The sequence below is a fragment of the Pseudomonas sp. NPDC089996 genome (assembly GCF_044748405.1).
In the GTDB taxonomy this organism is placed as follows: Bacteria; Pseudomonadota; Gammaproteobacteria; order Pseudomonadales; family Pseudomonadaceae; genus Aquipseudomonas.
This window is the reverse complement of the sequence record NZ_JBIVGA010000011.1, coordinates 13,225-39,522: the sequence shown is the minus strand read 5'-3', so window position 1 is coordinate 39,522 and position 26,298 is coordinate 13,225. Positions and strand designations below refer to the sequence as shown.

Sequence of the window (26,298 nt, the reverse complement as noted above, 5' to 3'; positions counted from 1 at the left end):
TTAACCTCGCGTCGCCACGCTTTCAGCCAGGATCGCCAGCACCAGTTGCTGGAAGTCCAGGCCGGCCGCGCGGGCCGCCATGGGCACCAGGCTATGATCAGTCATGCCAGGTGCGGTGTTGACTTCGAGCAGCCAGAACCGGCCCTGCTCGTCCTGCATCACGTCCAGCCGGCCCCAGCCGTCGATGCCGATGGCATCGCAGGCGCGCGCGGTCAGGTCGATCAGTTCCTGCTCCTTGGCACTGTCCAGGCCGCATGGGACGCGGTACTGGGTGTCATTGGCGATGTACTTGGCGTCGTAGTCGTAGAACACGTGCGGCGTACCCAAGGCGATCGGCGGCAGCACCTGGCCACGCAGAACGGCGATGGTGAACTCCGGGCCGTGAATCCATTGTTCGACCAGAACTTGCGAATCGTAGTGGGCGGCCTCTTGCCAGGCAGCGATCAGTTCCTGCTCGCTGTTCACCTTGGCCATGCCGATGCTAGAGCCTTCATGGGCAGGTTTGACGATAAGCGGGAAGCCCAGTTCCGTACTGGCTGCAACACAATCCTGCTCGCTGGCCAGTACCGCGTGGCGTGGGGTCGGAATACCCAGGCTCTGCCACACCTGCTTGGTGCGCAGCTTATCCATCGCCAGTGCAGAGGCGAGGATGCCGCTGCCGGTGTAGGGGATACCCAGGCACTCCAGCAGGCCCTGCATGCTGCCATCTTCACCGCCACGGCCGTGGAGGATGATGAAGGCGCGGTCGATCTTCTCGCCCTGCAGGCGCGCCAGCAGGTCGTCGCCGACGTCGATGCCGACCACGTCGACACCGGCACTGGTCAGGGCGTCGAGCACTGCGGCGCCGGACTTCAGCGACACTTCACGCTCGGCGCTCTTGCCACCGTACAGCACGGCCACGCGGCCGAACGCCTTGACGTCCAGGGTCGAGTGCAGTTGTTCGTAAGCGCTGGTCATTTCGACTTCTCCTGCTTGGCGCCAGCGAACAGCGGGCTTTTCATCAGTTGCGGGGCCAGGCCGCCGACGTCACCGGCACCCTGGCAGATCAGGATGTCGCCAGCACGCAGCAGCGGCTTGACCAGCGGCGCCAGCTCGGCGCCACGTTCGATGTAGATCGGGTCCAGCTTGCCGCGCTGGCGGATGCTGTGGCACAGCTGGCGGCTGTCGGCACCGGGGATCGGCTCTTCGCCGGCCGGGTAGACTTCCATCAGCAGCAGCACGTTGGCATCGCCCAGCACCTGGACGAAATCGTCGTACAGGTCGCGGGTACGGCTGTAGCGGTGCGGCTGATAGACGATCACCAGGCGACGGCTTGGCCAGCCACCGCGCACGGCCTTGATCACCGCAGCCACTTCGGTCGGGTGGTGACCGTAATCGTCGACCAGCATCACGCTGCCGCCGTCGACCGGCAGCTCGCCGTATACCTGGAAGCGTCGACCGACGCCCTGGAAGCCCGACAGCCCCTGGACGATGGCTTCATCGCTGATGCCTTCGTCGGTGGCGATGGCAATGGTGGCCAAGGCGTTGAGCACGTTGTGGTTGCCGGGCATGTTCACCGACACTTCGAGCGGCTCGCAGTCACGGCGCAGCACGGTGAAGTGGGTCTGCATGCCCTGCTGGCGCACGTTGATGGCGCGGATGTCGGCCTCTTCGCTGAAACCGTAGGTGACCGTGGGGCGCTTGACCTGCGGCAGGATCTCGCGCACGACCGGGTCGTCCAGGCACATCACGGCCAAGCCATAGAACGGCAGGTTGTGCAGGAACTCGACGAAGGTCTTCTTCAGCTTGTTGAAGTCGCCTTCGTAGGTCGCCATGTGGTCGGCGTCGATATTGGTGACCACGGCAACCATCGGCTGCAGGTGCAGGAAGCTGGCATCGCTTTCGTCGGCTTCGGCAATCAGGTAACGGCTGGTGCCCAGCTGCGCGTTGGTACCGGCAGCGGTCAGGCGGCCACCAATGACGAAGGTCGGGTCCAGCCCGCCGGCGGCGAACACCGAGGCCAGCAGGCTGGTGGTGGTGGTCTTGCCATGGGTACCGGCTACCGCCACGCCATGGCGGTAGCGCATCAGCTCGGCGAGCATCTCGGCACGCGGCACCACGGGAATGCGACGTTCCAGGGCCGTGGCGACTTCCGGGTTGGCCGGGTTGATCGCACTGGATACCACCAGCACATCGGCATTGGCAGCGTTCTCGGCGCGGTGGCCGACGAAGATTTCGGCGCCGAACGATTCCAGGCGCTCGGTGACCGGCGACGCCTTGAGGTCGGAACCGGACACCTGGTAGCCCAGGTTCAGCAGCACTTCAGCGATCCCGCACATGCCCACACCGCCGATGCCGACGAAGTGGATGCGGTTGATGCGGCCCATCTTCGGATGGGGCATGGCTTTCTGGCTTTCAACCATGGGCCACCTCCAGGCAGATATCGACCACGGTGCTGGTTGCAGCAGGTTTGGCCAGGCGCCGTGCGGTGCCAGCCATGGTGTTGAGTTTTTCGGGTTGCATCAGCACCTCGTTCAGGCGTTCAGCGAGTTGCGCTGCGCCAGTTGTCGCTTGTGGCATGAGGAAGGCAGCGCCTTCCCGGGCCAGATATTGGGCATTGTGGGTCTGGTGGTCGTCGATCGCGTGGGGCAAGGGCACCAGCATCGAAGGCAGGCCCGCCGCCGCGAGTTCGCTGACGGTCAGGGCACCGGCCCGGCAGACCACGATATCGGCCCAGCCATAGGCATGGGCCATGTCCTTGATGAACGGTTCGACCTGAGCCTCCACGCCTGCCTCGCGATAACGCTCGGCAGTGGCTGGCGCATGGTGCTTGCCAGCCTGGTGAAACACCTCTGGGCGCAGGTTCGCCGGTACTTCGGACAGGGCCTTAGGCAACAATTTGTTCAATGGTTCCGCACCCAGGCTGCCGCCCATGACCAGCAGGCGTGCGCGACGCTCGGCCAGGGGCGCGCGCAGGGCGTCCATGAACAGCTCCGGGCGCACCGGGTTGCCGGTGGTACGCAGCTTGTCGCTGGCGTCGAAGGTCGCCGGGAAGGCTTCGCAGACACGCGCCGCCAGTGGCAGCAGCAGGCGGTTGGTGGTGCCGGCGCGGGCGTTCTGCTCATGGATCACCAGCGGCACGCCGCACAGCCGTGCGGCAACGCCGCCCGGGCCGGTCACATAGCCGCCAAAGCCGACCACACACACGGGCTTGAGCTCGCGCACGATACGGCGTGCCTGGAGCACTGCCTTGACCAGGGTGAACGGGGCCTTGAGCAGCGAGAGCTTGCCCTTGCCACGCAGGCCGCTGACCTGGATCAGGTGCAGTGGCAGGCCGGCTTGTGGAACCAGTTCGTTCTCGATGCCGCGCGGAGTGCCAAGCCAGTGCACGGTGTAGCCACGTGCCTGGAATTCGCGGGCGCAGGCCAGCGCCGGGAACACGTGCCCACCGGTGCCACCGGCCATGATCAGTACGTTCTTGCCGTCAGCGGCCATGACTGGTCTCCTCGGCAAAATCGCTTTCTTTGAATTCGTGCTCCTCGCTGCCCAGGTGCGTGCGACTCTCCCATTCGATACGCAACAGCAAACCTACGCAGGCACAGCAGATCACCAGCGATGACCCACCGTAACTGAGGAACGGCAAGGTCAGGCCCTTGGTCGGCAGCAGGCCGACGTTCACACCGATGTTGATCAGGAACTGGCCGATCCACAGGAACGCCAGGCCGAACGCCATATAAGCGGCGAAGAACTGCTTGGCCTTCTCTGCCCACAGGCCGATGTACAACGCGCGGACGGTGACGAAGACGAACAGCGCGATGGTCACCAGCGAGCCGACCACGCCCAGCTCTTCGGCCAGTACCGAGAACACGAAGTCGGTGTGTGCTTCAGGCAGGTAGAACTGCTTCTGCACGCTGTTGCCCAGCCCGACACCCAGCCACTCGCCACGGCCGAAGGCGATCAGCGCCTGGGTCAGCTGGTAACCGGAACCGAACTGGTCGGACCAGGGATCGGTGAAGGTGATCAGGCGCGCCATGCGGTAGGGCTGCGCCTGCACAAGGATGAACACCGCAGCCACTGCCAGCACCACCATCAGGCTGAAACGGAACAGCCCCACCCCGCCGAGGAACAGCATCGCGGCGGCGGCCCCCATCATCACCACGGTGGCCCCGAAGTCCGGTTCCATCAGCAGCAGGGCGGCCATTGGCAACAGTACGATGAACGGCTTGAAGAAGCCCATCCAGGTTTCGCGCACTTCGGTCTGCCGGCGTACCAGATAGCCGGCCAGGTAGATGACCACGAAGACCTTGGCGATTTCCGATGGCTGGACGTTGAAGAAGCTGAAGCCGATCCAGCGCATCGAACCGTTCACTTCGCGGCCGATCCCCGGCACCAGCACCAGCACCAGCAGGCCGAAGGCACCGATCAGCATCATGAAGCCCATGCGCTGCCATGTGGCGATCGGCACCAGCAGGGTCGCGCCACAGGCAACCAGGCCGAGGAACACGTACACCAGGTGACGGTACATGTGATAAAGCGGGTTGCCCGACTGCACCGCAGCGACTTCCGAGGAAGCCGAGGTGATCATCACCAGGCCCAGGCCAAGCAGCGCCAGGCAACCGGCCAGCATCGCGAAGTCGAGGTCGACGCCACGGCCGCTGATCAGCGGCGACGGATACGGCTTGAGGATGCCGAAGATCATGCCAGCCTCCCCGTCGCCTGGGCGAACAGGCGCCCGCGTTCTTCGAAGTTCTTGAACATGTCGAGGCTGGCGCAGGCCGGCGACAGCAGCACGGCGTCGCCTGGCTGGGCCAGCTCGGCGCATTGCTGCACCGCGTCGTCCAGTGTCTTGACCCGCACCAGCGGTACACCGTCTCCCAAGGCATCGGCCAGGCGCTCGGCATCGCGGCCAAGCAGCACCACAGCGCGGCAGAAGCGCTTGACCGGCTCGCGCAGGGCCGCGAAGTCGGCGCCCTTGCCGTCGCCACCGGCGATCAGCACCAGCTTGCCGTCAATGTCAGCACCCAGGCCTTCGATCGCTGCCAGCGCGGCACCGACGTTGGTGGCCTTGGAATCGTCGTACCAGTTGACGGCCTCGCGCTCACGAATCCACTGGCAGCGGTGAGCCAGGCCCTTGAACTCGCGCAGCGCCTCGAGCATCGGCGCGAACGGCAGGCCGGCAGCGTGGCCGAGGGCCAGTGCCGCCAGGGCGTTGCTCTGGTTGTGTGCGCCGCGAATCTTCAGCTCGCGCACCGGCATCAGCGCCTGGAATTCGTACGCCAGGTACTTCTCGCCATCAACTTCACGCAGGCCGAATGCTTTGAAATCCGGCGGGTTGAGACCGAAGGTGTAGCATGGGCGACCTTCCACCGGCAGCGGCCGGCTCAGGGCGTCTTGGCGGTTGACCACGACCTGACGGGCACCGCGGAAAATCCGGTGCTTGGCCAGATGGTAGGCCGGCAGGCCGCTGTAGCGGTCCATGTGGTCTTCGCTGATGTTCAGTACGGTGGCCACTTCAGCGTTGAGCTGGTCGGTGGTTTCCAGCTGGAAGCTCGACAGCTCCAGCACATACAGCTCGACGTCGTCGCTCAGCAGGTCCAGTGCCGGGGTGCCCAGGTTGCCGCCTACGGCCACGCGCTTGCCGGCCTTGGCGGCCATGTCGCCGACCAGGGTGGTGACGGTGCTTTTCGCATTGGAGCCGCTGATCGCCACGATCGGCGCCTTGGCATGGCGGGCGAACAACTCGATGTCACCGGACAGCTGCACGCCACGCGCCGCTGCCTGCTGCAGGGCCGGGGTGGCAAGGGCCAGGCCCGGGCTTACGTACAGCTCGTTGGCGCGGCACAGGAAGTCGACGTCCAGTTCACCACAGCGCACTTCCACCTGCGGGTAATCACGGCGCAGGGCTTCCAGTTCCGGCGGTTGCTCACGGGTGTCGGCGACCGCAAAGGCAATGCCCCGGTTCGCCAGGAAGCGAACCAGGGACATGCCGCTCTTGCCGAGGCCGACAACGATGCGGAATTGGTCGGAAGCGATCAATGACACGCTTTTCTACCTCAGTTTCAGGGTTGCCAGGCCGATCAGCACCAGAATCACGGTGATGATCCAGAAGCGGACGATCACGCGCGGCTCAGGCCAGCCCTTGAGTTCAAAGTGGTGGTGAATCGGCGCCATGCGGAACACGCGCTTGCCGGTGAGCTTGAACGAGGCGACCTGGATCACCACCGACAGGGTTTCCATCACGAAGATGCCGCCCATGATGAACAACACGATTTCCTGGCGGACGATCACGGCGATGGTGCCCAGTGCAGCGCCCAGCGCCAGTGCGCCGACGTCGCCCATGAATACCTGGGCCGGATAAGTGTTGAACCACAGGAAGCCCAGGCCGGCGCCGATCAGCGCGCCGCAGAACACGATCAGCTCGCCCGAGCCCGGCACATAGGGGATCAGCAGGTATTCGGCAAACTTCACGTTACCCGACAGGTAGCAGAAGATACCCAGCGCGCCGCCAACCATCACGGTCGGCATGATTGCCAGGCCATCGAGGCCGTCGGTCAGGTTGACCGCGTTGCTGGAGCCGACGATGACGAAATAGGTGAGGACCACGAAGCCGATGCCCAGCGGGATGGTGACGTCCTTGAGGAACGGCACGATCAGGGTGGTTTCGACGCTGGTCGGTGCGGTCATGTACAGGAACACCGCCGCACCCAGGCCGAATACCGACTGCCAGAAGTACTTCCAGCGGCTAGGCAGGCCACGCGAGTTCTTTTCGATCACCTTGCGGTAGTCGTCGACCCAGCCGATTGCACCGAACAGCAGGGTGACGATCAGCACGGTCCAGACATAGCGGTTGGACAGGTCGGCCCACAGCAGAGTGCTGACGCCAATGGCGGACAGGATCAGTGCGCCACCCATGGTCGGGGTGCCGGACTTGGACAGGTGCGATTGCGGGCCGTCGTTACGAACGGCCTGACCAATCTGGCGAATCTGCAGGGTACGGATCATCCACGGCCCCAGCCACAGCGCCAGCGACAACGCGGTCAGTACGCCCAGAATCCCGCGCAGGGATAGGTACTGGAAGACCGCGAAGCCCTTGTGGAACTGTTGCAGATACTCGGCCAACAGCAGCAGCATTAATGTTTCTCCCCGCTGGCACCGCACAATGCAGCCACGACGTTTTCCATCGCAGCGCTGCGCGAGCCCTTGATCAAGATAGTGGTGTCGCTGGCAGTTTCGGCGCTAACAGCGTCGATCAGCTCAGCCTGGGTAGCGAAATGACGGCCATCGGCGCCGAACGCCTTGACCGCATGAATCATGTTGGAACCCGTTGCATACAGGGCGTCGACCTTGCCGTGCGCGTACTCGCCCACCTGACGGTGACCTTCCTCCGCCCACTGGCCCAGCTCGCCGATATCCCCCAGCACCAGAACGGTGCGCCCGGAAAAGCCGCGGAGTATATCAATGGCCGCACACATGGAGGTGGGATTTGCGTTATAGCTATCGTCGATCACCCGCACGCCGTTCGGCGCGATTTGCGCCACGGTACGGCCCTTGACCGGTTGCACTGCATTGAGGCCGGCGGCGATGCCGCTCAGGGTCAGACCAACGGCATGGGCAGCGGCGGCAGCGGCCAGGGCGTTGCTGACATTGTGTTCGCCGAGCACATTCAATTGCACCGGCACACTGCCATCCGGGCCGTGCAGGGTGAACGACGGGCAGCCACGGGCATCACGGCCAATGTCGCTGGCATGGAAATCGGCCTGCGGGTTGTCCAGGGCGAAGCTGAAGATGCGGTGGCTGCCTGCACGCTTGCGCCAGATATCGAACGCCTTGTCGGCCAGGTTGAGGATGGCGATGCCGCCCTCGCCCAGGCCTTCGAGGATCTCGCCCTTGGCTTCGACGATCTTCTCGGGGCCGCCGAACTCGCCAACGTGGGCAGTACCGGCGTTGTTGATGATCACCACCTGCGGCTGAGTGAGGCCGACGGTGTAGCGGATTTCACCGATGCGCGAAGCGCCCAGTTCGATCACGGCAGCGCTGTGCTCCGGGGTAATTTCCAGCAAGGTCAGCGGAGCACCGAGGTCGTTGTTCAGGTTGCCACGGGTGGCATGCACCAAGCCACGGGTGCGCAGGATGCTGGCGAGCATTTCCTTGACCGTGGTCTTGCCGCTGGAGCCGGTGATGGCGACGACCGGCTTGTCGAAGGCGGCGCGGTTCAACGCACCGAGCTGGCCGAGTGCGACGCGGCAGTCGGCGACCACCAGCTGTGGCAGATCGACGCCGGCGACTTCGCGCTCGACCAGCGCCGCGACCGCGCCTTTGGCCTGCACGTCGGCGAGGTAGTCATGGCCATCGAAGCGTGGCCCGGTCAGGGCAACGAACAGTTGACCGGCCGCGACGCTGCGGCTGTCGATGCTGACACCGGTGAAGCTGGCGTCGGCACTCACCAGGCGCGCATGCAAGGCGCCGGCGAGCTGGCTGAGGGTCATGGGTCTAAGCATGTGGAGCCTCCCAGGCTGCAAGTGCCTTGTCGGCTTCGATCAGGTCGGAGAAGGCATGGCGCTCGCCATGGATCTCCTGGTAATCCTCGTGCCCCTTGCCGGCCAGGACGATCACGTCATCGGCCGCTGCGGTGGCGATCAGGTGGGCAATGGCTTCGCCACGGCCAGCGACGAATTCGACGTCGGCAGGCTTGGCGAAACCGGGGCGAATATCGTCGAAGATGCGCAGCGGGTCTTCGGTCCGCGGGTTGTCGTCGGTGACCAGTACGCGGTCGGCCAGGCGCTCGGCCACTTCGGCCATCAGCGGGCGCTTGCCGCGATCACGGTCGCCACCGCAGCCGAACAGGCACAGCAACTTGCCATGAGCATGCGGGCGCAGGGCTTCGAGGACTTTTTCCAAGGCGTCGGGGGTGTGGGCGTAATCGACCACCACCAGCGGCTTGTCACCACCACCCAGGCGCTGCATGCGGCCGACCGGGCCTTGCAGGCGCGGGGCGACCTTGAGGATCTCGTCCAGCGAGTAGTCCAGCGCCAGCAGCGTGGCCACGGCCGCGAGCACATTGCTCAGGTTGAAACGGCCAAGCAACTGGCTGCGCAGGACGCGTTCGCCCTGGGCGGTGACGAGAATGGCGCGCACACCATCATCATCGAAATGCGCTTCACGGCAGAACAGCGAGGCGTCCGGGTTTTCCAGGCTATAGCTGAGCAGCCGGGTCTCGATATGATCGACACTCGGGCGGCGGGCAAAGTCTTCGGCCAGGCGGCGACCGAAGTCGTCATCCAGGTTGACCACCTGGCAACGCAGGCTCGGCCAGGCGAACAGCTTGGCCTTGGCGGCCTCATAGGCCTCCATGCTGCCGTGGTAATCCAGATGGTCGCGGGACAGGTTGGTCATGACCGCGATGTCGAATTCCAGCGCAGCGACCCGACCCTGCTCCAGGGCGTGGGAGGACACTTCCATGGCCACGGCCTTGGCGCCGCCCTTCTTGAGGTCGTTCAGGGTCGACTGCACGGCGATCGGATCAGGCGTGGTCAGACGGCCGCTCTGCAGCTCGCCATAGAAGCCGGTGCCCAAGGTGCCGATCAGGCCGCAGCGCAGGCCCAGCTCATCAAGCGCCTGAGCCACCAGCTGGGTGACACTGGTCTTGCCGTTGGTGCCGGTGACGCCCACCAGGTTCAGCTGGCGGCTCGGCTCGCCGTAGAAGCGCCCGGCAATCTGCGACAACTGGCCGATCAGGCCCTTCACCGGAATCAGCGGCACATCGGTGAGCGGCAGCACGTTGACGCCCTGCTCTTCATAAGCCACCGCCGCAGCGCCGCGCGACAGCGCGTCGGCAATGTGCTCGCGGCCGTCGACCTTGGCACCTGGCACGGCCAGGAACAGGTCGCCCTGGCGCACCTGACGGCTGTCCAGGGTCAGTTCACGGATCAGCGGATCGCGGCTGGCGTGGGCGAAAAGCTTGCTCAATGGCATCGTCATTATCCACGCCCTCCCTTGGCGGCTGCTGCACTGGCCTGCTGCGGGTCGCTTGGCGGCGGCAGGTTGTCTGGCGGCACGTTCATCAGGCGCAGGGTGCCCGACATGACCTTGCTGAATACGGGGGCCGATACCAGGCCACCGAAGTAGCCACCCTTGCCTGGTTCGTCGATGACCACGACGATGGCGTAGCGTGGGTCGCTCATCGGGCCGAAGCCGGCGAACAGCGAGCGGTAGGCATTTTCGGTGTAACCCTTGGAGCCAACGGTGGCCTTACGTGCGGTACCGGACTTGCCGGCCACGTGATAGAACGGCACCTGGGCACGGAACACGCCGCGCGGCGCTTCGATCACCTGTTGCAGCATGCCCTGAACGGTTTCGGCGGTTTCCTTCGGAATGGCCTGCACCGCCTCTGGCACCTTGTCGACCTTGAGGATCGACAGCGGCACCATCTTGCCGTCGTTGGCCAGCGCCGCGTAGGCGTGCACCAGTTGCAGTGCGGTCACCGACACGCCGTAGCCGTAGGACAGGGTCGCAGTTTCAGCCTTGCGCCACTCGCGGTGGTTAGGCAGGTTGCCAACGCGCTCGCCCGGGAAGCCGAGGCCGGTGTACTGACCCAGGCCGACCTGGGACATGACCCGGTAGATGGCTTCGCCGCCGATATCGAAGGCGATCTTGCTCATGCCGACGTTGGATGAGTTGATCAGGATGCCGGTCAGGTCGAGAATCGGGCCCTCGCTCCTGGACACGTCCTTGATGGTGTAACGGCCGATCTGCAAGCTGCCCGGATACACCTCGACCTTGTCGCTCGGCTTCCAGCGGCCGCTCTGCAGCGCGGCGCTCATCGAGATCGGTTTCACCGTCGAACCCGGCTCGAACACGTCGATGATCGCCCGGTTGCGCATGGCGGCCGGGAACATGCTGCGACGGTTGTTGGGGTTGTAGGTCGGCTGGTTGACCATGGCCAGGACTTCACCGGTCTTGACGTCCATGATCACCAGGCTGCCGGCCTTGGCGTCCTGTTCGGCAATGGCGTTGCGCAGTTCGCGGGTAGCCAGGTACTGCAGGCGCAGGTCGATCGACAACGCCAAGGTCTTGCCGGCCTTGGCGTTTTTGGTTACCTGGATGTCCTTGATCAGCCGGCCACGCCGGTCCTTGATCACCTGCCGCTTGCCGGGCACGCCGGCCAGCCATTCATCGTAGGCCAGCTCTACACCTTCGCGACCGTGGTCGTCGAGGTCGGTGAAGCCGACCATGTGTGCAGTCACGTCACCGGCCGGATAGAAACGGCGGAATTCTTCCAGTCCATACACACCCGGCACCTTGAGGTCGAGCACGTGCTGGCCCTGCTCCGGGGTCAGGCCGCGGACCAGGTAGATGAATTCCTTGCTGGCCTGCTGAGTCAGGCGCTCGGTCAACTGCTGGGTGTTCTGCCCGAGTGCAGCGGCCAGCTGCGGCCAGCGGTCCTTGGATGCCTGCATTTCCTTGGGGTTGGCCCACAAGGTCGTGACCGGGGTACTGACGGCCAGCGGCTCGCCGTTGCGATCGGTGATCAGGCCACGGTGAGCAGGAATCGGGATGTGGCGCAGGCTGCGGGCATCGCCCTGCCCCTTGAGGAAGTCGCGATCGACCACCTGCAGGTCGATGATGCGCCAGCAGATCGCGCCGACCATCAGCGCCAGCAAACCGATCACCACCCGGAAGCGCCAGGGGTAGAGTGCGCCTTCGAGCTTCATCATGGCGCCACCATCCGCACTTCGTCAGCCGCAGGCACGCGCATCTTCAGCTGCTCGGAAGCCAGGCTCTCGATACGGCTGGAGGCAGTCCAGGTACTTTGCTCGAGGATCAGCCGGCCCCATTCGGCCTGGGCCTTGTCCCGCTCGCTCAACTCGCCGTACAGGGTGTTGAGCAACTGGCGGTTCCAGTGGGCACTGTAAGACACCGCGATGGCCGAAATGAGCACAGCGACAAACAGCAGAAGCATCAGGAAGCTTCCGCCTGGCAGAGGTTTGGCGAATAGCCGGCTCACCGAAGCTTCTCCGCCACCCGCATCACGGCGCTGCGCGACCGCGGGTTGGCCTTGAGTTCGGCTTCGGAGGCAAACTGAGCCTTGCCGATCAGCTTGACCTTCGGCTCGAAGACCTTGTGCTGTACCGGCAGGTTGCGGGGCAGGTTATCGGCCTCGCCCTTGACCAGCTTGCGCATGAACAGCTTGACGATGCGGTCTTCCAGCGAGTGGAAGCTGATGACCGCCAGGCGGCCGCCCACTTCCAGGGCGTCGAGCGCAGCCTCAAGGCCCGCCTCGAGGTCACCCAGCTCGTTGTTGACGTGGATGCGCAGGCCCTGGAAGGCGCGGGTTGCAGGGTTCTTGCCCTTTTCCCAGGCCGGGTTGGCGACCTTGAGCACTTCGGCCAGGTCGGCGGTGCGGGTGAAGGGCTGCTTCTCGCGGCGCTCGACCACGGCACGCGCCATGCGCCCGGCAAAGCGCTCTTCGCCGTACTCCTTGAAGACGCGGGCAATTTCTTCGACGGGGGCGGTGGCAATGAACTCGGCGGCACTGATGCCCTGGTCGGGGTTCATGCGCATGTCCAGCGGGCCATCGTTGAGGAAGCTGAAGCCACGCTCGGGGTCATCCAGCTGCGGCGAGGACACGCCCAGGTCAAGCAGTACGCCGCTGACCTTGCCGTCCAGGCCACGCTCGGCCACTTCCGCGCCCAGCTCGGCAAAGCTGCGCTGCACAATGACAAAGCGGCCGTCTTCGGCCGCCAGCGCTTGCCCCGTGGCAATCGCTTGAGGATCCTTGTCGAAGCCCAGCAGCCGCCCTTGCGGGCCAAGTTTGCTGAGGATCAGGCGGCTATGGCCGCCACGCCCAAAGGTGCCGTCCAGATAGCAACCGTCGGCGCGCAGGGCCAATGCCTCGACGGCTTCGTCAAGGAGGACGGTGATGTGGTTGAAGCCGCTATCTATGGTCACAGGATCAGGTCACGCAAATCGTCGGGCATGGCGCCCGGTTGTTGGATAGCTGCAAGGTCGGCTGCCGAAACCGCGTTCCAGGCATCCTCGTCCCACAGCTGGAATTTGTTCAGTTGCCCTACCAGCATCGCCTTCTTGTCCAGCTTGGCGTACTCACGCAGGCGGGGCGGCACCAGAAAACGACCACTGCCATCGAGCTCCAGGTCAACCGCATTGCCGATCAGCAAACGCTGCAGGCGGCGGTTTTCCTCACGCAACGACGGCAAGGCACGCAACTTGGCTTCAATCTGTTCCCACTCATCGAGGGGGTAGACACACAAGCAGGGGTCTACGGCGTCGATGGTCACGATCAGCTGACCATTGCAACGCGAATCGAGCTCGTCACGGTACCGGCTCGGCATTGCGAGACGGCCCTTTGCATCGAGGCTGACGGCGTTGGCTCCGCGGAACACGGCTGCGATTCCCCACAATGTTAGCTTTTTTGTGCCAGAAAACCCACTTCATCCCACTTTCTGCCACTTGCGCACACTATAGGAATCCGCCGGATGCACCGTCAAGGCACGTTCATAAGGAAAACCCTTACGGGACCGAGATTTAGCGCAACAAAGGAATGCGGAAGGGCTGCCCAGAGGAAAAAAACACGAGAAAAATCAAACCACCTCAAACGAATGCCGCTCGAAGTTAAAGTGAATTATCAAGAGTAAGATTTTTTTGGTATTACCAGGAGGGATCTGCTATCGAATCAAGCAGGAGAGGAAAAGGTGGAGAGTCGATCTGTAAGCCGGGTTTTGTCGAGGACAGTCATTCCTCTACGACGGCCATCACTGGACGCCTCTAGCAACCTACCCGGTTCCGACGCGGGCCACGCCTGATGGAACCCTATTTGGTCTTGCTCCGAGTGGGGTTTACCTAGCCACGAACTGTTGCCAGACGTGCGGTGCGCTCTTACCGCACCTTTTCACCCTTACCGGCACCGAAATGCTTAGGCGGTTATTTTCTGTGGCACTTTCCGTAGGCTCGCGCCTCCCAGGCGTTACCTGGCACTCTGCCCTATGGAGCCCGGACTTTCCTCCCCCCTCTTTTGCGGAACAAAAGAGGGCAGCGACTGTCCGATCGACTCTCCGCCGCCAAGGTTAACGGTACGCGCGCGCAAGAACAAGCGATACCGTGATTTATGCCTGATTGCCACTACTGGGCTTTCTGCTTTTCCAAGGCCGCTTGATATAACAGGTTCTTGCGTACGCCGGTAATTTCCGCCGCCAATGCCGCCGCTCTTTTCAATGGCACTTCGGCCAGCAGCAGATCCAGCACACGCTGCGCCTCGGCACTGATCGCTTCCTCGCCTTCAGGTGCACTCCAGCCACCGACCAGCACCACGCACTCGCCCCGCTGCTGGTTACTATCGCCAGCGACGAACGCGCGCAACTCGGCCAAAGGCAGGCCTTTGAGGGTCTCGAAGGTTTTGGTCAGCTCGCGCGCCAGCAGCGCAGGGCGCTCGCCACCGAACACCAGCTCCATGTCTTCCAGGCACTCCAGGATGCGGTGCGGCGCCTCGTAGAAGATCAGCGTGCGAGGCTCTTCCCTCACCAGCTCCAGGCGCGCGCGACGAGCGACAGCCTTGGCCGGCAGGAAGCCTTCGAAAATGAACCGGTCAGAAGGCAGCCCGGCCGCCGAAAGGGCGGCAATCAATGCGCAGGCGCCTGGTACCGGAACTACCCTGACCCCCGCACTCCGGGCCTGGCGCACCAGGTGGTAGCCCGGGTCGGAAATCAGCGGCGTACCGGCATCGGACACCAGTGCCACGTCTTCACCAGCCAGCAGCTTGGTGATGAAACGCCCGCCCTCGTCGCGTTCGTTGTGCTCATGGCAGGCCGCCAGCGGCGTATCGATGCCGAAGTGCTGCAGCAGGCGGATCGAATGCCGGGTGTCCTCGGCAGCGATCAGGGCGACATCGGCCAGCACCTTGAGCGCCCGGGCGCTCATGTCGTCAAGGTTGCCGATGGGGGTCGCGACCACATAAAGCGTCCCCATGGTGGATTTCGAAGCCCCGGCCACATCAGTCACTGCACACACCCTGCCTTTCGGATCAAAGGCGCCATTGTAGCCCGAGCGCCGGTAACAGGGCGCAAAGAACTTCATCGGCGGCCACCGGCGAGCCGCCTATAGTGAAGGTTCTGCCAACGGCAGATCGCGCCCCGGCCGCCGCTTGGGTACAATTGTCGGCCAACTTGATCGAGTAACAGGACCTTTACATGATCGCTTGCCTGCGGCTGTTCACAGCCCTCTGCCTCGCTGCCCTGCTGGCAGCCTGCGCCAGCTCGCCCTCATCCAGCCTGGGCGAACTGCCACGCACTCCGGATGCCAGTATCGAGCAACTGCTCGAGAAAGCCGCCACCAGCAAGTCCGCGGAAGATGCTGCCCTGCTGCGCCTGAGCGCTGCCGACCTGGCGTACACGCAGAAGGACTTCCCACGCGCCGCACGCATCCTCGAGCAGGTGCCGATGGACACGCTCAAACCGGCCCAGCAGATCTTCGCCGCCACCCTCGGCGCCGAGCTGGCCATGAGCCGCAATCAGCCCAAGGCCGCCCTGACCGCGCTGTCGCACCCGAGCCTGCAGCACATCGCCGAACTGCCAGAGCAACAGCAGGTGCGCACCTACAGCGTCCACGCCGCCGCCCTCGAGGCAGACGGCCAGGCCCTGGCCGCCGCCCAGCAGCGCGTACTGCTGAGCCCGCTGCTCAGCGGTCAGGCTGCCAGCGCCAACAATGACGCGACCTGGGCCCTGGTTGCCTCGCTGCCGGCCGAGCAGTTGCAACAGCCTGCCAGCAACGAGATCCTGGCCGGCTGGACCAGCCTGGCATTGGCGGTGAAAAGCGCCGGCACCCTCGAGCAGCAACAGGCCGCCATCGACGCCTGGCGCAAGCAGCACCCCGACCATCCGGCTGCCAAGCAGCTGCCGCAGGCCCTGGCCAAGCTCAAGGAGCTGGCCAGCCAGCCGCTGACCAAGATCGCCCTGCTGCTGCCTCAGGAAGGCCCGCTGGCCGGCGTGGCACGCGCCCTGCGTGACGGTTTCATGGCTGCCCACTTCCAGGCTCAGCAGGCTGGCCAGCAAGCACCGGCGGTGCAGGTGTATGACAGCTCACGCATCGGCTCGCTCGACGACTTCTACCGCCAGGCCCAGGCCGATGGCGTACAACTGGTCGTTGGCCCGCTGGAAAAACCCCTGGTCAAGAAACTCGCGGCCAACGCGCAACTGCCTATCACCACCCTCGCCCTGAACTACGCCGACGCCGGCCAGAAGGCGCCACCGCAGCTGTTCCAGTTCGGCCTCGCGGCCGAGGACGAAGCCCGCGAAGTGGCGCGCCGCGCCCGCGCCGACGGCATGGTCCGCGCCGTCGCCCTGGTGCCGAGCGGTGAGTGGGGTGACCGCGTACTGGCCGCCTTCCGCCAGGACTGGGAAGGCAATGGCGGCACCATCATCGCTGCCGAGCGCATCGCACAACCGGTCGCACTGGCCCAGCAGATCGCCAGCCTGTTCCAGCTGCGCCAGAGCGAAGGCCGTGCCCAGAGCCTGCAGAGCACTGTTGGCGGCAACATCGCGGCACAACCCTCGCGCCGTCAGGACATCGACTTCATCTTCCTTGCCTCGACCCCGCAGCAGGCGCAGCAGATCAAACCAACCCTGAACTTCCAGTACGCCGGTGACGTACCGGTCTACGCCACCTCGAACCTGTACAGCGCCAGCGGTGACGTCAATCAGTACAACGACATGAATGGCATTCGCTTCTGCGAAACCCCATGGCTGCTTGACACCAGCAACAGCCTGCGCCAGCAGGTGGTGCAACAATGGCCACAGGCCGCAGGCAGCCTCGGCCGCCTGTACGCCATGGGCGTCGATGCCTACAGCCTGGCGCCTCGCCTGGGCCAGCTCAAGGCACTGCCGGACAACCGCGTGCAAGGCCTGTCTGGCAGCCTGAGCATCAACGCCAGCCAGCGCATCGAGCGCCAGCTGCCGTGGGCCGAGTTCTCTGGCGGCCAGGTCAAGCGCCTGCCGGACACCCCACGCTGATGCCCGAGGCATCGCCGAGCAGCGCCGGTCAGGCTGCAGAAAATCGAGCCCTTGAGTACCTTCAAGGGCAAGGCCTGCAACTGCTGGCACGCAATTGGCGATGCAAAGGCGGCGAGCTTGATCTGGTCATGCTCGACGCCGATACAGTAGTATTCGTCGAAGTCCGCTACCGGCTGCACGCGGACTTCGGTGGCGCCCTCGGCAGTATCGACGGGCGCAAGCAGAAACGGCTGGTGCTTGCCGCCACACTGTTCCTGCAGAAGGAGTCCCGCTGGGCCAATCACCCCTGCCGCTTCGACGTTGTCGCCCTGCAGGGCAGCCACCATGCAGGCCGGCCGTTTCAATGGCTGAAAAACGCCTTCGAATGCTGAACCGACTTCAATTTTTTTGCTCTATGTTTCGCGGGCTGGTCCCTGTTGCGCGTAGCAATGGCCTCCGCCCCACTTAAGGTCACCAGATGGACATGCAATCCCGAATTCGCCGGCTGTTCCAGGCCAGCATCGACACCAAGCAACAGGCAATGGACATCCTGGCACCGCACATCGAGCAGGCCAGCCTGGTCATGGTCAATGCGCTGCTCAACGAGGGCAAGATGCTCGCCTGCGGCAATGGCGGCTCGGCCGGCGATGCCCAGCACTTCTCTTCGGAGCTGCTCAACCGCTTCGAGCGTGAGCGCCCGAGCCTGCCGGCCATCGCCCTGACCACCGACAGCTCGACGCTGACCTCGATCGCCAACGATTACAGCTACAACGAAATCTTCTCCAAGCAGATCCGCGCCCTGGGCCAGCCCGGCGACGTTCTGCTGGCGATTTCGACCAGCGGCAACTCGGCCAACGTGATTCAAGCGATCCAGGCCGCACATGATCGCGAAATGATTGTCGTAGCATTGACCGGGCGTGACGGCGGTGGCATGGCTTCGCTACTGCTGCCCGAAGACGTGGAAATCCGCGTACCGTCGACGGTCACCGCTCGTATCCAGGAAGTCCACCTGCTGGCGATCCATTGCCTGTGCGATCTGATCGACAGCCAACTGTTCGGGAGTGAAGAATGACCCCCATCCGCCTCGGCCTGATGGCCCTGACCCTGTGCCTGAGCGTCACCGGCTGCAGCTCGGTACTGACCTCGACCCGCAACTCGCCGATCGAGGATGATCGCGGCACCCGCACCATTGGCAGCAAGATCGACGACTCACTGATCGAGACCAAGGCTTCGGTCAATATTGCCAAGGCCAGCCCTGACCTGGACAAGAGCTCGCACATCGTCGTCAGCAGCTACAACGGTGTTGTGCTGCTGGCCGGGCAAACCCCGCGCGCCGACCTCAAGAGCCTGGCCGAACAGACCGCCAGTCAGGTCCAGCGGGTGAAGAAAGTGCACAACGAGCTGCAGGTGATGCAGCCCTCCTCCATCCTGGCGCGCAACAACGACGCCTGGCTGACCACCAAGATCAAGACCCAGATGCTCACCGACAACGCCGTGCCCAGCTCGCGCATCAAGGTGATTACCGAGAACGGTATCGTCTACCTGCTGGGCCTGGTGACCCAGCAAGAGGCCAACTCGGCCACTGCCGTGGTTCAGGGCGTGTCTGGCGTGCAGAAGATCGTCAAACTGTTCGAGTACATCGACTGATCCATCTTCAACCTGTACTGGCCTCTTCATGGGACAAGCCCGCTCCCACAGAGGCCGGTGCAGGCAACCACCTGCTTCAACCTTTCCAGATATCCAGGAAATACCGCATGAAAAAGCTATTGCTGCCCGCCCTGCTGCTCGGCACCTTCGCCACCCTGGCCGGCTGCTCCACCCCAAGCCTCATTACCCTCAACGACGGTCGTGAAATCCAGGCGGTGGATACCCCGAGCTTCGAGAAGGACACGGGTTTCTACGAGTTCCAGCAACTCGACGGCAAGCGCACCCGCATCAACCGTGACCAGGTCCGCACCATCAGCGACCTGTAAGCGCAATTTCGCGGCAAAAAAAAGGCGATCCATGCGGATCGCCTTTTTTGTTACTTGACCACCTTCAAGCTGGGGCGCCCGCTTGGCCGCGGTGGCTGACCACCCCCTTCCGGCGGGCCATCATCATCCGGCTCGACCTCTTCATCTTCCAGTTCATCACCGTCCATCAGCGGTGGCTCCAACTCGAAGACCATGCCTTGTCCGTTTTCACGGGCATAGATACCCAGAATGGCGCCCGCCGGCACGAACAACGAATGGGCAACGCCACTGAAGCGCCCCTCGAAGCTCACGGCGTCGTTGTCCATGTGCAGGTTGCGCACGGCACTCGGCGAGATATTCAAAACGATCTGGCCATCACTGGCGAAACCTTGTGGCACCTGAACAGCCGGAAATTCGGCATTGACCAGCATATGGGGGGTGCAATCGTTGTCGACGATCCACTCGTACAGTGCTCGAACCAGATAGGGGCGACTGGAGTTCATCAACGGCTCCTTAAAGCTTGCGCATTTCACGTTCAACAGAGGACAGGCTCGCCATGAAGGGCTCGCGGGCGAACTGTCGCTCCATGTAATCCAGCAGCGGCTTGGCCTGCCGCGGCAATTCGATACCCATTACCGGCAAACGCCAGAGTATGGGCAATAGACAACAGTCGACCAGGCTTTGCTCCTCGCTCATGAAGCAAGCGAACTCGCCGAACAGCGGCGACACGCCGGTCAGGCTCTCGCGCAGCGCCTTGCGCGCCTCGGCGCGGGCGGCCTCGGCGCTGCGCGAGTCGAGAATGATGTCCGCCAGCGCGCACCAGTCACGCTGGATACGGTGCATCAGCAAACGGCTGTTGCCACGCGCTACCGGATACACTGGCATCAGCGGCGGATGTGGGTAACGCTCCTCGAGGTATTCCATCACCACGGTCGACTCATACAACGCCAGATCACGATCGACCAGGGTCGGCACGCTGCCGTAAGGATTCACCTCAGCCAGCCTGGGTGGCAGCCGCGCAGGTTCTACATCGATGAGCTGCACGCTGACACCCTTCTCGGCGAGCACCAGGCGTACCCGATGAGAATAATGGTCAGCAGGGTCGGAATAGCAGGCTAACCGGTTGGTTGCGCCCATGTAGCGCCTCCTCGCAGGGGATGCTTGTAACACTCAAAATGAAAACGCGCCCGCGGGGCCCTGGGCGCATTCGCCAGAGCCCCGCGGGCGCGTTCAACTACCAGAAACTACTGCGTGATCAGTGCACGTCCTTCCAGTATTCGCGCTTGAGCAAGTAGGCAAATACGAAGAAGAAAGCCAGGTACAGCAACACGTAGGTACCGATGCGCTGGCTTTCCAGTTTGACCGGGTTGGCCGAATAGGCCAGGAAGGTCACCAGATTCTTGACCTTCTCGTCGAACTGCTCGGTGTTCAGGGTACCGGAATTCGGCGTAATGGTCAGCTGGTCACAAGCTTCATGGGTCAGCGGACTGCCCGTCAATGGGTCGAATTGCTTCTTGCCATCGACCACCATCTGCACCTGCTTGCAGCCAACCACCTGATTGCCCTGCAGGCCGACCAGCACGTTGGGCATGCCGACGTTCGGGAACACCTTGTTGTTGACCCCGTACGGGCGCGACTTGTCTTCATAGAAGCTGCGCAGGTAGGTGTACAACCAATCGGTGCCCCGCACCCGGGCGACCAGGGTCAAGTCGGGTGGCGCTGCACCGAACCAGGTCTTGGCATCGTTGGGCTGCATGCCGATCTGCATGTGGTCGCCGATCTTGGCGCCGGTGAACACCAGCTTCTCGAGCATCAGCTCATGGGGGATGCCAAGGTCGTCGGCGACCCGCTCGTAACGCTGGAACTTTGCGCTGTGGCAGCCCATGCAATAGTTGGCGAACGTACGCGCACCATCCTGCATGGCCGCCTTGTCAGTGAGGTCGATATCGACCTTGTCCAGCTCCAGGCCATGCTCGGCAGCGAAGGAAAAGGCAGGCATCACTGCCAGCAAAAATACTGCAATCAACTTTTTCATCAGCCAGTCACCCTTTCCGGAACCGGTTTGGTCTTCTCGAGCCTTGTGTAGAACGGCATCAGCAGGAAGTAGGCGAAGTACAGCACGGTGCACACCTGCGACAGCAAGGTGCGACCGGGTGTCGGTGCCAGTACGCCGAGAATGCCGAGGATGACGAAGGCTATGCAGAACACCAGCAGGAAGACCTTGCTGATCCAGCCCTTGTAGCGCATGGAGCGCACCGGACTGCGGTCCAACCAGGGCAGCACGAACAACACGGCAATCGCAGCACCCATGGCGATCACGCCCATGAGCTTGTCAGGCACCGCCCGCAGGATCGCGTAGAACGGCGTGAAGTACCACACAGGGGCGATATGCTCGGGCGTCTTGAACGCGTTCGCCTGCTCGAAGTTGGGTTTTTCCAGGAAGTAACCGCCCATTTCGGGGAAGAAGAACACCACGGCGCAGAACACGAACAGGAACACCACCACCCCGACGATGTCCTTCACGGTGTAGTACGGGTGGAACGGAATGCCGTCGAGCGGAATGCCGTTTTCGTCCTTTTTCTTCTTGATGTCCACACCATCTGGGTTGTTCGAACCCACTTCGTGCAGAGCCAGAATGTGCAGCACCACCAGGCCGAGAATCACGATCGGCAGGGCCACCACGTGCAGCGCGAAGAAGCGGTTCAGAGTGATGCCCGAAATCAGGTAGTCACCGCGGATCCACTGGGTCAGGTCGCCGCCGATCACCGGGATGGCACCGAACAGCGAGATGATCACCTGGGCACCCCAGTACGACATCTGCCCCCACGGCAGCAGGTAGCCCATGAAGGCCTCGGCCATCAGCGCCAGGTAGATCAGCATGCCGAACAGCCACACCAGCTCCCGGGGCTTCTGGTAGGAGCCGTAGAGCAGGCCGCGGAACATGTGCAGATAGACCACGATGAAGAACGCCGAGGCGCCCGTGGAGTGCAGGTAGCGCAGGATCCAGCCGTACTCGACGTCACGCATGATGTACTCGACCGAGGCGAAGGCCTCTTCCGCCGATGGCGTGAAGCTCATGGTCAGCCACACGCCAGTGACGATCTGGTTGACCAGCACCAGCAGCGCCAGCGAGCCGAAGAAATACAGGAAGTTGAAGTTCTTGGGCGCGTAATACTTGCTCAGGTGGTCTTCCCACATCTTGGTGGCGGGGAAGCGAGCGTCAATCCAGTCCATGAACTTGCTCATCATGCTTTCTCCTGGTCGACGCCGATGACGACGATGTCGTCCGACTCATAAGAGTGCGGCGGCACTGGCAGGTTTAGAGGCGCAGGCTGCGATTTGTAGACACGACCGGCCAGGTCGTAGTGGGAGCCGTGGCAAGGACAGAAGTAGCCACCGACCCACTTCGGCCCGAGGTCTGCGGGTGCGACTTCCGGGCGAAAGGTCGGCGAACAGCCCAGGTGCGTGCAGAGCCCGACGAGAATGAGGAGTTCCGGCTTGATCGAGCGTACCTCGGGGTCGACATAGGTCGGCTGCACCGAGTTCTTCGATTGAGGATCGGAGAGGTCACCTTCGATCTTTTTCAGGTTGCCAAGGATCTCCTGCGTTCGCCGCACGATGAACACCGGCTGACCCCGCCATTCGGCAACCATCTGCTGCCCCGGTTCGACCTTGGCAATATTGACCTTCACCGGTGCACCGGCCGCTTTCGCCTTGGCACTGGGAAACCATGACCCCACGAACAGTACCGCAGCCCCCACTGCCCCCGCCGCCCCGACCACGGATGTCGCGGCTACGAGGAAGCGGCGCCGGCCTGCGTTGACGCCGTCATTGCTCATTCAGTCCTCTCCCATCAGCTTTGCTTGGCCAGTTGGACCTGGCCTGTACTTAGGTTGTGTCTGTGGCACTAAAATTTGGTCGCCATGGTAAGAAACAAATCCACACAGTGACAAGGTGATTACCCCGACAAGGAGCTATAACCCGCGCTTTGCTTGATCTGCGTCTATGCGACAAGTGGTCACCGACATGCTGACAGGTTAGTTCAAGCACAAAAAAAAGCCCGGTTCCAAGGAACCGGGCTTTTCTCGACTGCCGAAGCGGTATTAACGCTTGGAGTACTGAGGACGCTTACGCGCTTTACGCAGACCCACTTTCTTACGCTCGACTTCACGAGCGTCGCGGGTGACGTAACCAGCACGACGCAGAGCGCCACGCAGGGTTTCGTCGTATTCCATCAGAGCGCGGGTGATACCGTGACGGATCGCACCGGCTTGACCGCTGACACCACCACCGGAAACGGTGACGTAGATGTCGAACTTCTCAACGGTTTCGGTCAGCTCGAGCGGCTGGCGAACAACCATGCGAGCGGTTTCGCGACCGAAGAACACGTCCAGAGAACGGTTGTTGATGGAAATGTTACCAGTACCCGGACGCAGGAATACGCGAGCGGTTGCGGTCTTGCGACGGCCAGTGCCGTAGTTTTGAGTCGCCGACATAATGAACCTTCCCGTTAGATCTTCAGTTCTTGAGGCTGCTGAGCAGTGTGTGGGTGAGTTGCACCCGCGTACACTTTCAGCTTGCGGTACATGTCGCGACCCAGCGGGTTCTTAGGCAGCATGCCTTTGACCGCGGTTTCGATAACACGCTCAGGGGCCTTGGCGATCAACTTCTCGAAGTTGATTTCCTTGATACCGCCCGGGAAACCGGAGTGGGAGTAGTACATTTTGTCGGAAGACTTGGCACCAGTCACACGAACCTGTTCAGCGTTGATAACGACGATGTAGTCGCCGGTGTCAACGTGAGGGGTGTATTCTGGTTTGTGCTTGCCACGCAGACGGGTAGCGATTTCGGTAGCCAGACGACCCAGGGTCTGGCCAGCGGCGTCGACTACGAACCACTCGCGCTTTACTGTTTCCGGTTTAGCAGTAAAAGTTTTCATTCTCTAAAGCCTCAGAGGCCGCCCAGCGAAAAATAGACGGCGAATCTTACTGGATAGTGCACAACTTGCCAAGGGCAAGCGCGCAGCCGAACGCTGACGCTTTTGGGGGCTCGGGTCGGGCACGCCAATGTTCGACGGGGTTCTTCCTGCGTGGTGGTGCATCACTTCCGCCACACGGAGAGGGGCAGAATTATCCAGATTGCGCAAAAAATTTCAACCTGCTTTGATGGGCTTCTTTGCCAAGGAGTGCCTTTCCGATGGAATACCGCAAGCTCGGCCGTACCGACCTCGACATCAGCGCCCTGTGCCTGGGCACCATGACCTGGGGCGAGCAGAACACCCAGGACGAGGCTTTCGAGCAGATCGCACTGGCCAAGGCCAACGGCATCAACTTCATCGACACCGCCGAAATGTACCCGGTGCCGCCACGCCCAGAGACCTATGCGGCCACCGAGCGCATCATCGGCAACTGGTTCCGTGCCAACGGCGACCGCGACGACTGGGTGCTGGCCAGCAAGGTCGCCGGGCCCGGCAATGGCATCAGCCACATCCGCGACGGCCAGCTCAAGCACAACCGCCAGCACATCGTTGCCGCGCTGGACGAAAGCCTCAAGCGCCTGCAGACAGACCGCATCGACCTCTACCAGCTGCACTGGCCGGAACGCAGCACCAACTTCTTCGGCAAGCTTGGCTATCAGCACCTGGCCAACGATCTGTTCACCCCCCTGGAAGAAACCCTCGAGGTGCTCGACGAGCAGGTGCGTGCCGGCAAGATCCGCCATATCGGCCTGTCCAACGAAACCCCCTGGGGCACGATGAAGTTCCTGCAACTGGCCGACGCGCGTGGCTGGCCGCGGGCGGTCTCCATCCAGAACCCGTACAACCTGCTCAATCGCAGCTTCGAAGTGGGCCTTGCGGAGGTGGCGATCCGCGAGCAATGCGGCTTGCTGGCCTATTCGCCGCTGGCCTTCGGCATGCTCTCGGGCAAATACGAGAATGGCGCCCGACCAGCGAAAGGCCGCCTGACCCTGTTCAGCCGCTTCGCCCGCTACTCCAACCCACAGACCGTAGCGGCCTGCAGCCGTTATGTGCAGCTGGCGCAGGCGCATGGCCTGGACCCGGCCCAGATGGCCCTGGCGTTCGTGACCCGGCAGCCGTTCGTGACCAGCAACATCATCGGCGCGACCGACCTGGTGCAACTGCAGAGCAACCTCGACAGCCTGCAGCTGAACCTTGGCGACGAGCTGCTGGCGGCGATCGAGGCAATTCATCAGGAGCAGCCAAACCCGGCGCCTTGAGCGGTGCGGGGCCGCCATGCGGCCTCGCCACGACACGGGGTAGACACAATCGCCAAAAAATAAGACGATCCAGCCGGTGATTGACCACTCTACCCTATAAGAACAATGACAATGATGTTTACCAACCCCCCCGCGTCGTTGCGGCGCGTCAGCATCCTGGCCATTGACAAGGTGTTCGCTTCGACCCTGATGCAGGCCAAGGATTTCTTCCACCTCGCCAGCTTGCGCTACAGCAAGCAGCTGGGCCTGGGCTTGCAGCCCATGTTCGAGATTTGCCTGGTGAGCCCCGATGGCCAGCCGGTGGACAGCTTCAGCAATGTGCAGTTGCCGGTCGATGGCGGCCTTGACGATGCCGACGTGATCATCCTCCCAGCCTTCTGGGAAGATTTCGACAACCTCCAGCAACGTTATCCACAGGTGTTACCATGGCTGCGCGAGCAGCACGCCCGTGGCGCCGTGCTGTGCGCCGAAGCCAGCGGAGTGTTCTGGCTGGCCGAGTCCGGCCTGCTCGATGGCAAGGAGGCGACCACCTACTGGCGCTTCTTCAACAGCTTCGCCGAGCGCTACCCGAAGATCCGCCTGAACCAGGACAAGCACCTGACCGACGCCGACAACCTGTACTGTGCCGGCGGCACCACCTCAGCCTGCGACCTGTATATCTACCTGATCGAGCGCTTCTGTGGCGCCAATGTGGCGCGAGCCGTGGCCCGCGACATCCTCTACGAGGTGCAGCGCAACTACACCCCCGGGCGCATGGGCTTTGGCGGGCAGAAGCTGCACCAGGACCTGATCATCCTGCAGATCCAGCACTGGCTGGAGGAACACTTCGCCGACAAGTTCCGCTTCGAGGACGTGGCCCGCAACCATGGCATGAGCATCCGCAACTTCATGCGCCGCTTCCAGGGGGCGACCGGTGACAAGCCGCTGCACTACCTGCAGCGGTTGCGCATCGAGACGGCCAAGGGGCTGCTGTCGAGCACGCGCAAGAGCATCAAGACCATCAGTTATGAGGTCGGCTATGACGATGCGAGCTTCTTTGCGCGGTTGTTCCGCCAGCACACGGAATTGTCGCCGAACCAGTATCGGCAGCAGTTCATGCAAGAGGCTTGAGGCCAATGGGGCTGCTTTGCAGC

General features: G+C 63.0%; 27 protein-coding genes and 1 other RNA gene. 7 read left to right on the top strand and 21 right to left on the bottom strand.

The features are described 5' to 3' along the window. From ACIPW4_RS19320 to rsmI, 14 genes are all read right to left on the bottom strand, one after another. Positions 1-957, bottom strand: a complete 957-nt coding sequence (locus ACIPW4_RS19320) for a D-alanine--D-alanine ligase (RefSeq protein ID WP_400660633.1) — start codon at positions 955-957, stop codon at positions 1-3. Next, a complete protein-coding gene (gene murC / locus ACIPW4_RS19315) occupies positions 954-2,402 on the bottom strand; it encodes a UDP-N-acetylmuramate--L-alanine ligase (protein ID WP_400660632.1) in 1,449 nt (482 codons plus the stop codon). The genes ACIPW4_RS19320 and murC overlap by 4 nt, the downstream gene beginning before the upstream one ends. Beyond that, a complete protein-coding gene (gene murG / locus ACIPW4_RS19310) occupies positions 2,395-3,474 on the bottom strand; it encodes an undecaprenyldiphospho-muramoylpentapeptide beta-N-acetylglucosaminyltransferase (protein WP_079226640.1) in 1,080 nt (359 codons plus the stop codon). Before murG ends, murC begins: the two co-directional genes overlap by 8 nt. Continuing rightward, a complete protein-coding gene (gene ftsW / locus ACIPW4_RS19305; RefSeq protein ID WP_400660631.1) occupies positions 3,464-4,678 on the bottom strand; it encodes a putative lipid II flippase FtsW in 1,215 nt (404 codons plus the stop codon). The genes murG and ftsW overlap by 11 nt, the downstream gene beginning before the upstream one ends. After that, a complete protein-coding gene (gene murD / locus ACIPW4_RS19300) occupies positions 4,675-6,021 on the bottom strand; it encodes a UDP-N-acetylmuramoyl-L-alanine--D-glutamate ligase (protein WP_400660629.1) in 1,347 nt (448 codons plus the stop codon). The genes ftsW and murD overlap by 4 nt, the downstream gene beginning before the upstream one ends. Before the next feature lie 6 nt (positions 6,022-6,027). Continuing rightward, the gene (mraY, locus tag ACIPW4_RS19295) at positions 6,028-7,110 is read right to left on the bottom strand and encodes a phospho-N-acetylmuramoyl-pentapeptide-transferase (RefSeq protein WP_079226637.1); all 1,083 of its coding nucleotides are present in this window, start codon (positions 7,108-7,110) and stop codon (positions 6,028-6,030) included. Continuing rightward, entirely contained in the window at positions 7,110-8,477 is a 1,368-nt protein-coding gene (gene murF, locus ACIPW4_RS19290; protein ID WP_400660628.1) for a UDP-N-acetylmuramoyl-tripeptide--D-alanyl-D-alanine ligase, read from the bottom strand. Before murF ends, mraY begins: the two co-directional genes overlap by 1 nt. After that, positions 8,470-9,957: a UDP-N-acetylmuramoyl-L-alanyl-D-glutamate--2,6-diaminopimelate ligase gene (locus ACIPW4_RS19285; RefSeq protein ID WP_400660627.1), complete on the bottom strand. Its 1,488-nt coding sequence runs from the start codon at positions 9,955-9,957 to the stop codon at positions 8,470-8,472. Before ACIPW4_RS19285 ends, murF begins: the two co-directional genes overlap by 8 nt. After that, positions 9,957-11,690, bottom strand: coding sequence for a peptidoglycan D,D-transpeptidase FtsI family protein (locus ACIPW4_RS19280; RefSeq protein ID WP_400660845.1), 1,734 nt, complete (start codon positions 11,688-11,690; stop codon positions 9,957-9,959). Before ACIPW4_RS19280 ends, ACIPW4_RS19285 begins: the two co-directional genes overlap by 1 nt. Further along, entirely contained in the window at positions 11,690-11,983 is a 294-nt protein-coding gene (ftsL, locus tag ACIPW4_RS19275; RefSeq protein WP_028689746.1) for a cell division protein FtsL, read from the bottom strand. The genes ACIPW4_RS19280 and ftsL overlap by 1 nt, the downstream gene beginning before the upstream one ends. Further along, complete coding sequence (rsmH, locus tag ACIPW4_RS19270) at positions 11,980-12,927, bottom strand: 16S rRNA (cytosine(1402)-N(4))-methyltransferase RsmH (protein WP_400660626.1); 948 nt, start codon at positions 12,925-12,927, stop codon at positions 11,980-11,982. Before rsmH ends, ftsL begins: the two co-directional genes overlap by 4 nt. Continuing rightward, positions 12,924-13,379, bottom strand: a complete 456-nt coding sequence (gene mraZ, locus ACIPW4_RS19265; protein WP_011535546.1) for a division/cell wall cluster transcriptional repressor MraZ — start codon at positions 13,377-13,379, stop codon at positions 12,924-12,926. Before mraZ ends, rsmH begins: the two co-directional genes overlap by 4 nt. 309 nt (positions 13,380-13,688) lie before the next feature. Beyond that, positions 13,689-14,048, bottom strand: an RNA gene (rnpB, locus tag ACIPW4_RS19260) — RNase P RNA component class A. 67 nt (positions 14,049-14,115) lie between these two features. Next, the gene (gene rsmI, locus ACIPW4_RS19255; RefSeq protein WP_400660844.1) at positions 14,116-14,958 is read right to left on the bottom strand and encodes a 16S rRNA (cytidine(1402)-2'-O)-methyltransferase; all 843 of its coding nucleotides are present in this window, start codon (positions 14,956-14,958) and stop codon (positions 14,116-14,118) included. Positions 14,959-15,179: 221 nt separating this feature from the next. Between rsmI and ACIPW4_RS19250 the strand changes: the two genes are divergently transcribed. From ACIPW4_RS19250 to ACIPW4_RS19230, 5 genes are all read left to right on the top strand, one after another. Beyond that, on the top strand, positions 15,180-16,997 hold the full coding sequence (locus tag ACIPW4_RS19250) for a penicillin-binding protein activator (RefSeq protein ID WP_400660624.1): 1,818 nt from the start codon (positions 15,180-15,182) through the stop codon (positions 16,995-16,997). Then, positions 16,997-17,368: a YraN family protein gene (locus ACIPW4_RS19245; RefSeq protein ID WP_400660623.1), complete on the top strand. Its 372-nt coding sequence runs from the start codon at positions 16,997-16,999 to the stop codon at positions 17,366-17,368. Before ACIPW4_RS19250 ends, ACIPW4_RS19245 begins: the two co-directional genes overlap by 1 nt. An 86-nt stretch (positions 17,369-17,454) precedes the next feature. Further along, positions 17,455-18,048: a phosphoheptose isomerase gene (locus ACIPW4_RS19240; RefSeq protein WP_008097558.1), complete on the top strand. Its 594-nt coding sequence runs from the start codon at positions 17,455-17,457 to the stop codon at positions 18,046-18,048. Beyond that, entirely contained in the window at positions 18,045-18,623 is a 579-nt protein-coding gene (locus tag ACIPW4_RS19235) for a BON domain-containing protein (protein ID WP_400660622.1), read from the top strand. Before ACIPW4_RS19240 ends, ACIPW4_RS19235 begins: the two co-directional genes overlap by 4 nt. A gap of 107 nt (positions 18,624-18,730) precedes the next feature. After that, positions 18,731-18,949 carry a YgdI/YgdR family lipoprotein gene (locus ACIPW4_RS19230; RefSeq protein WP_400660621.1) on the top strand — a complete coding sequence of 73 codons (219 nt, stop codon included), beginning with the start codon at positions 18,731-18,733 and terminating at the stop codon, positions 18,947-18,949. Positions 18,950-18,999: 50 nt separating this feature from the next. On the opposite strand, the gene ACIPW4_RS19225 is transcribed toward ACIPW4_RS19230, so the two are convergent. The 7 genes from ACIPW4_RS19225 to rplM form a co-directional block, all read right to left on the bottom strand. Continuing rightward, positions 19,000-19,431 (bottom strand): ClpXP protease specificity-enhancing factor, encoded by a 432-nt coding sequence (locus ACIPW4_RS19225; protein WP_400660619.1) that lies wholly within the window; start codon positions 19,429-19,431, stop codon positions 19,000-19,002. Between the two features lie 10 nt (positions 19,432-19,441). Beyond that, complete coding sequence (locus tag ACIPW4_RS19220; RefSeq protein ID WP_400660617.1) at positions 19,442-20,065, bottom strand: glutathione S-transferase N-terminal domain-containing protein; 624 nt, start codon at positions 20,063-20,065, stop codon at positions 19,442-19,444. Between the two features lie 118 nt (positions 20,066-20,183). After that, entirely contained in the window at positions 20,184-20,963 is a 780-nt protein-coding gene (locus ACIPW4_RS19215; protein ID WP_400660616.1) for a cytochrome c1, read from the bottom strand. Beyond that, positions 20,963-22,174, bottom strand: a complete 1,212-nt coding sequence (locus tag ACIPW4_RS19210) for a cytochrome bc complex cytochrome b subunit (RefSeq protein ID WP_016395499.1) — start codon at positions 22,172-22,174, stop codon at positions 20,963-20,965. Before ACIPW4_RS19210 ends, ACIPW4_RS19215 begins: the two co-directional genes overlap by 1 nt. Next, on the bottom strand, positions 22,174-22,767 hold the full coding sequence (gene petA, locus ACIPW4_RS19205) for a ubiquinol-cytochrome c reductase iron-sulfur subunit (RefSeq protein WP_400660615.1): 594 nt from the start codon (positions 22,765-22,767) through the stop codon (positions 22,174-22,176). Before petA ends, ACIPW4_RS19210 begins: the two co-directional genes overlap by 1 nt. Positions 22,768-23,031: 264 nt before the next feature. Beyond that, positions 23,032-23,424: a 30S ribosomal protein S9 gene (rpsI, locus tag ACIPW4_RS19200; protein ID WP_003260797.1), complete on the bottom strand. Its 393-nt coding sequence runs from the start codon at positions 23,422-23,424 to the stop codon at positions 23,032-23,034. Between the two features lie 14 nt (positions 23,425-23,438). After that, positions 23,439-23,867 (bottom strand): 50S ribosomal protein L13, encoded by a 429-nt coding sequence (gene rplM / locus ACIPW4_RS19195; protein WP_400660614.1) that lies wholly within the window; start codon positions 23,865-23,867, stop codon positions 23,439-23,441. A 257-nt stretch (positions 23,868-24,124) separates the two neighbouring features. Here rplM and ACIPW4_RS19190 point away from each other — a divergent pair, with 257 nt between their 5' ends. Together ACIPW4_RS19190 and ACIPW4_RS19185 are read left to right on the top strand one after the other, a co-directional pair. Continuing rightward, positions 24,125-25,165: an NADP(H)-dependent aldo-keto reductase gene (locus tag ACIPW4_RS19190; protein ID WP_400660613.1), complete on the top strand. Its 1,041-nt coding sequence runs from the start codon at positions 24,125-24,127 to the stop codon at positions 25,163-25,165. Positions 25,166-25,354: 189 nt separating this feature from the next. Then, entirely contained in the window at positions 25,355-26,275 is a 921-nt protein-coding gene (locus ACIPW4_RS19185; protein ID WP_400660843.1) for a GlxA family transcriptional regulator, read from the top strand. Positions 26,276-26,298 lie beyond the last annotated feature (23 nt).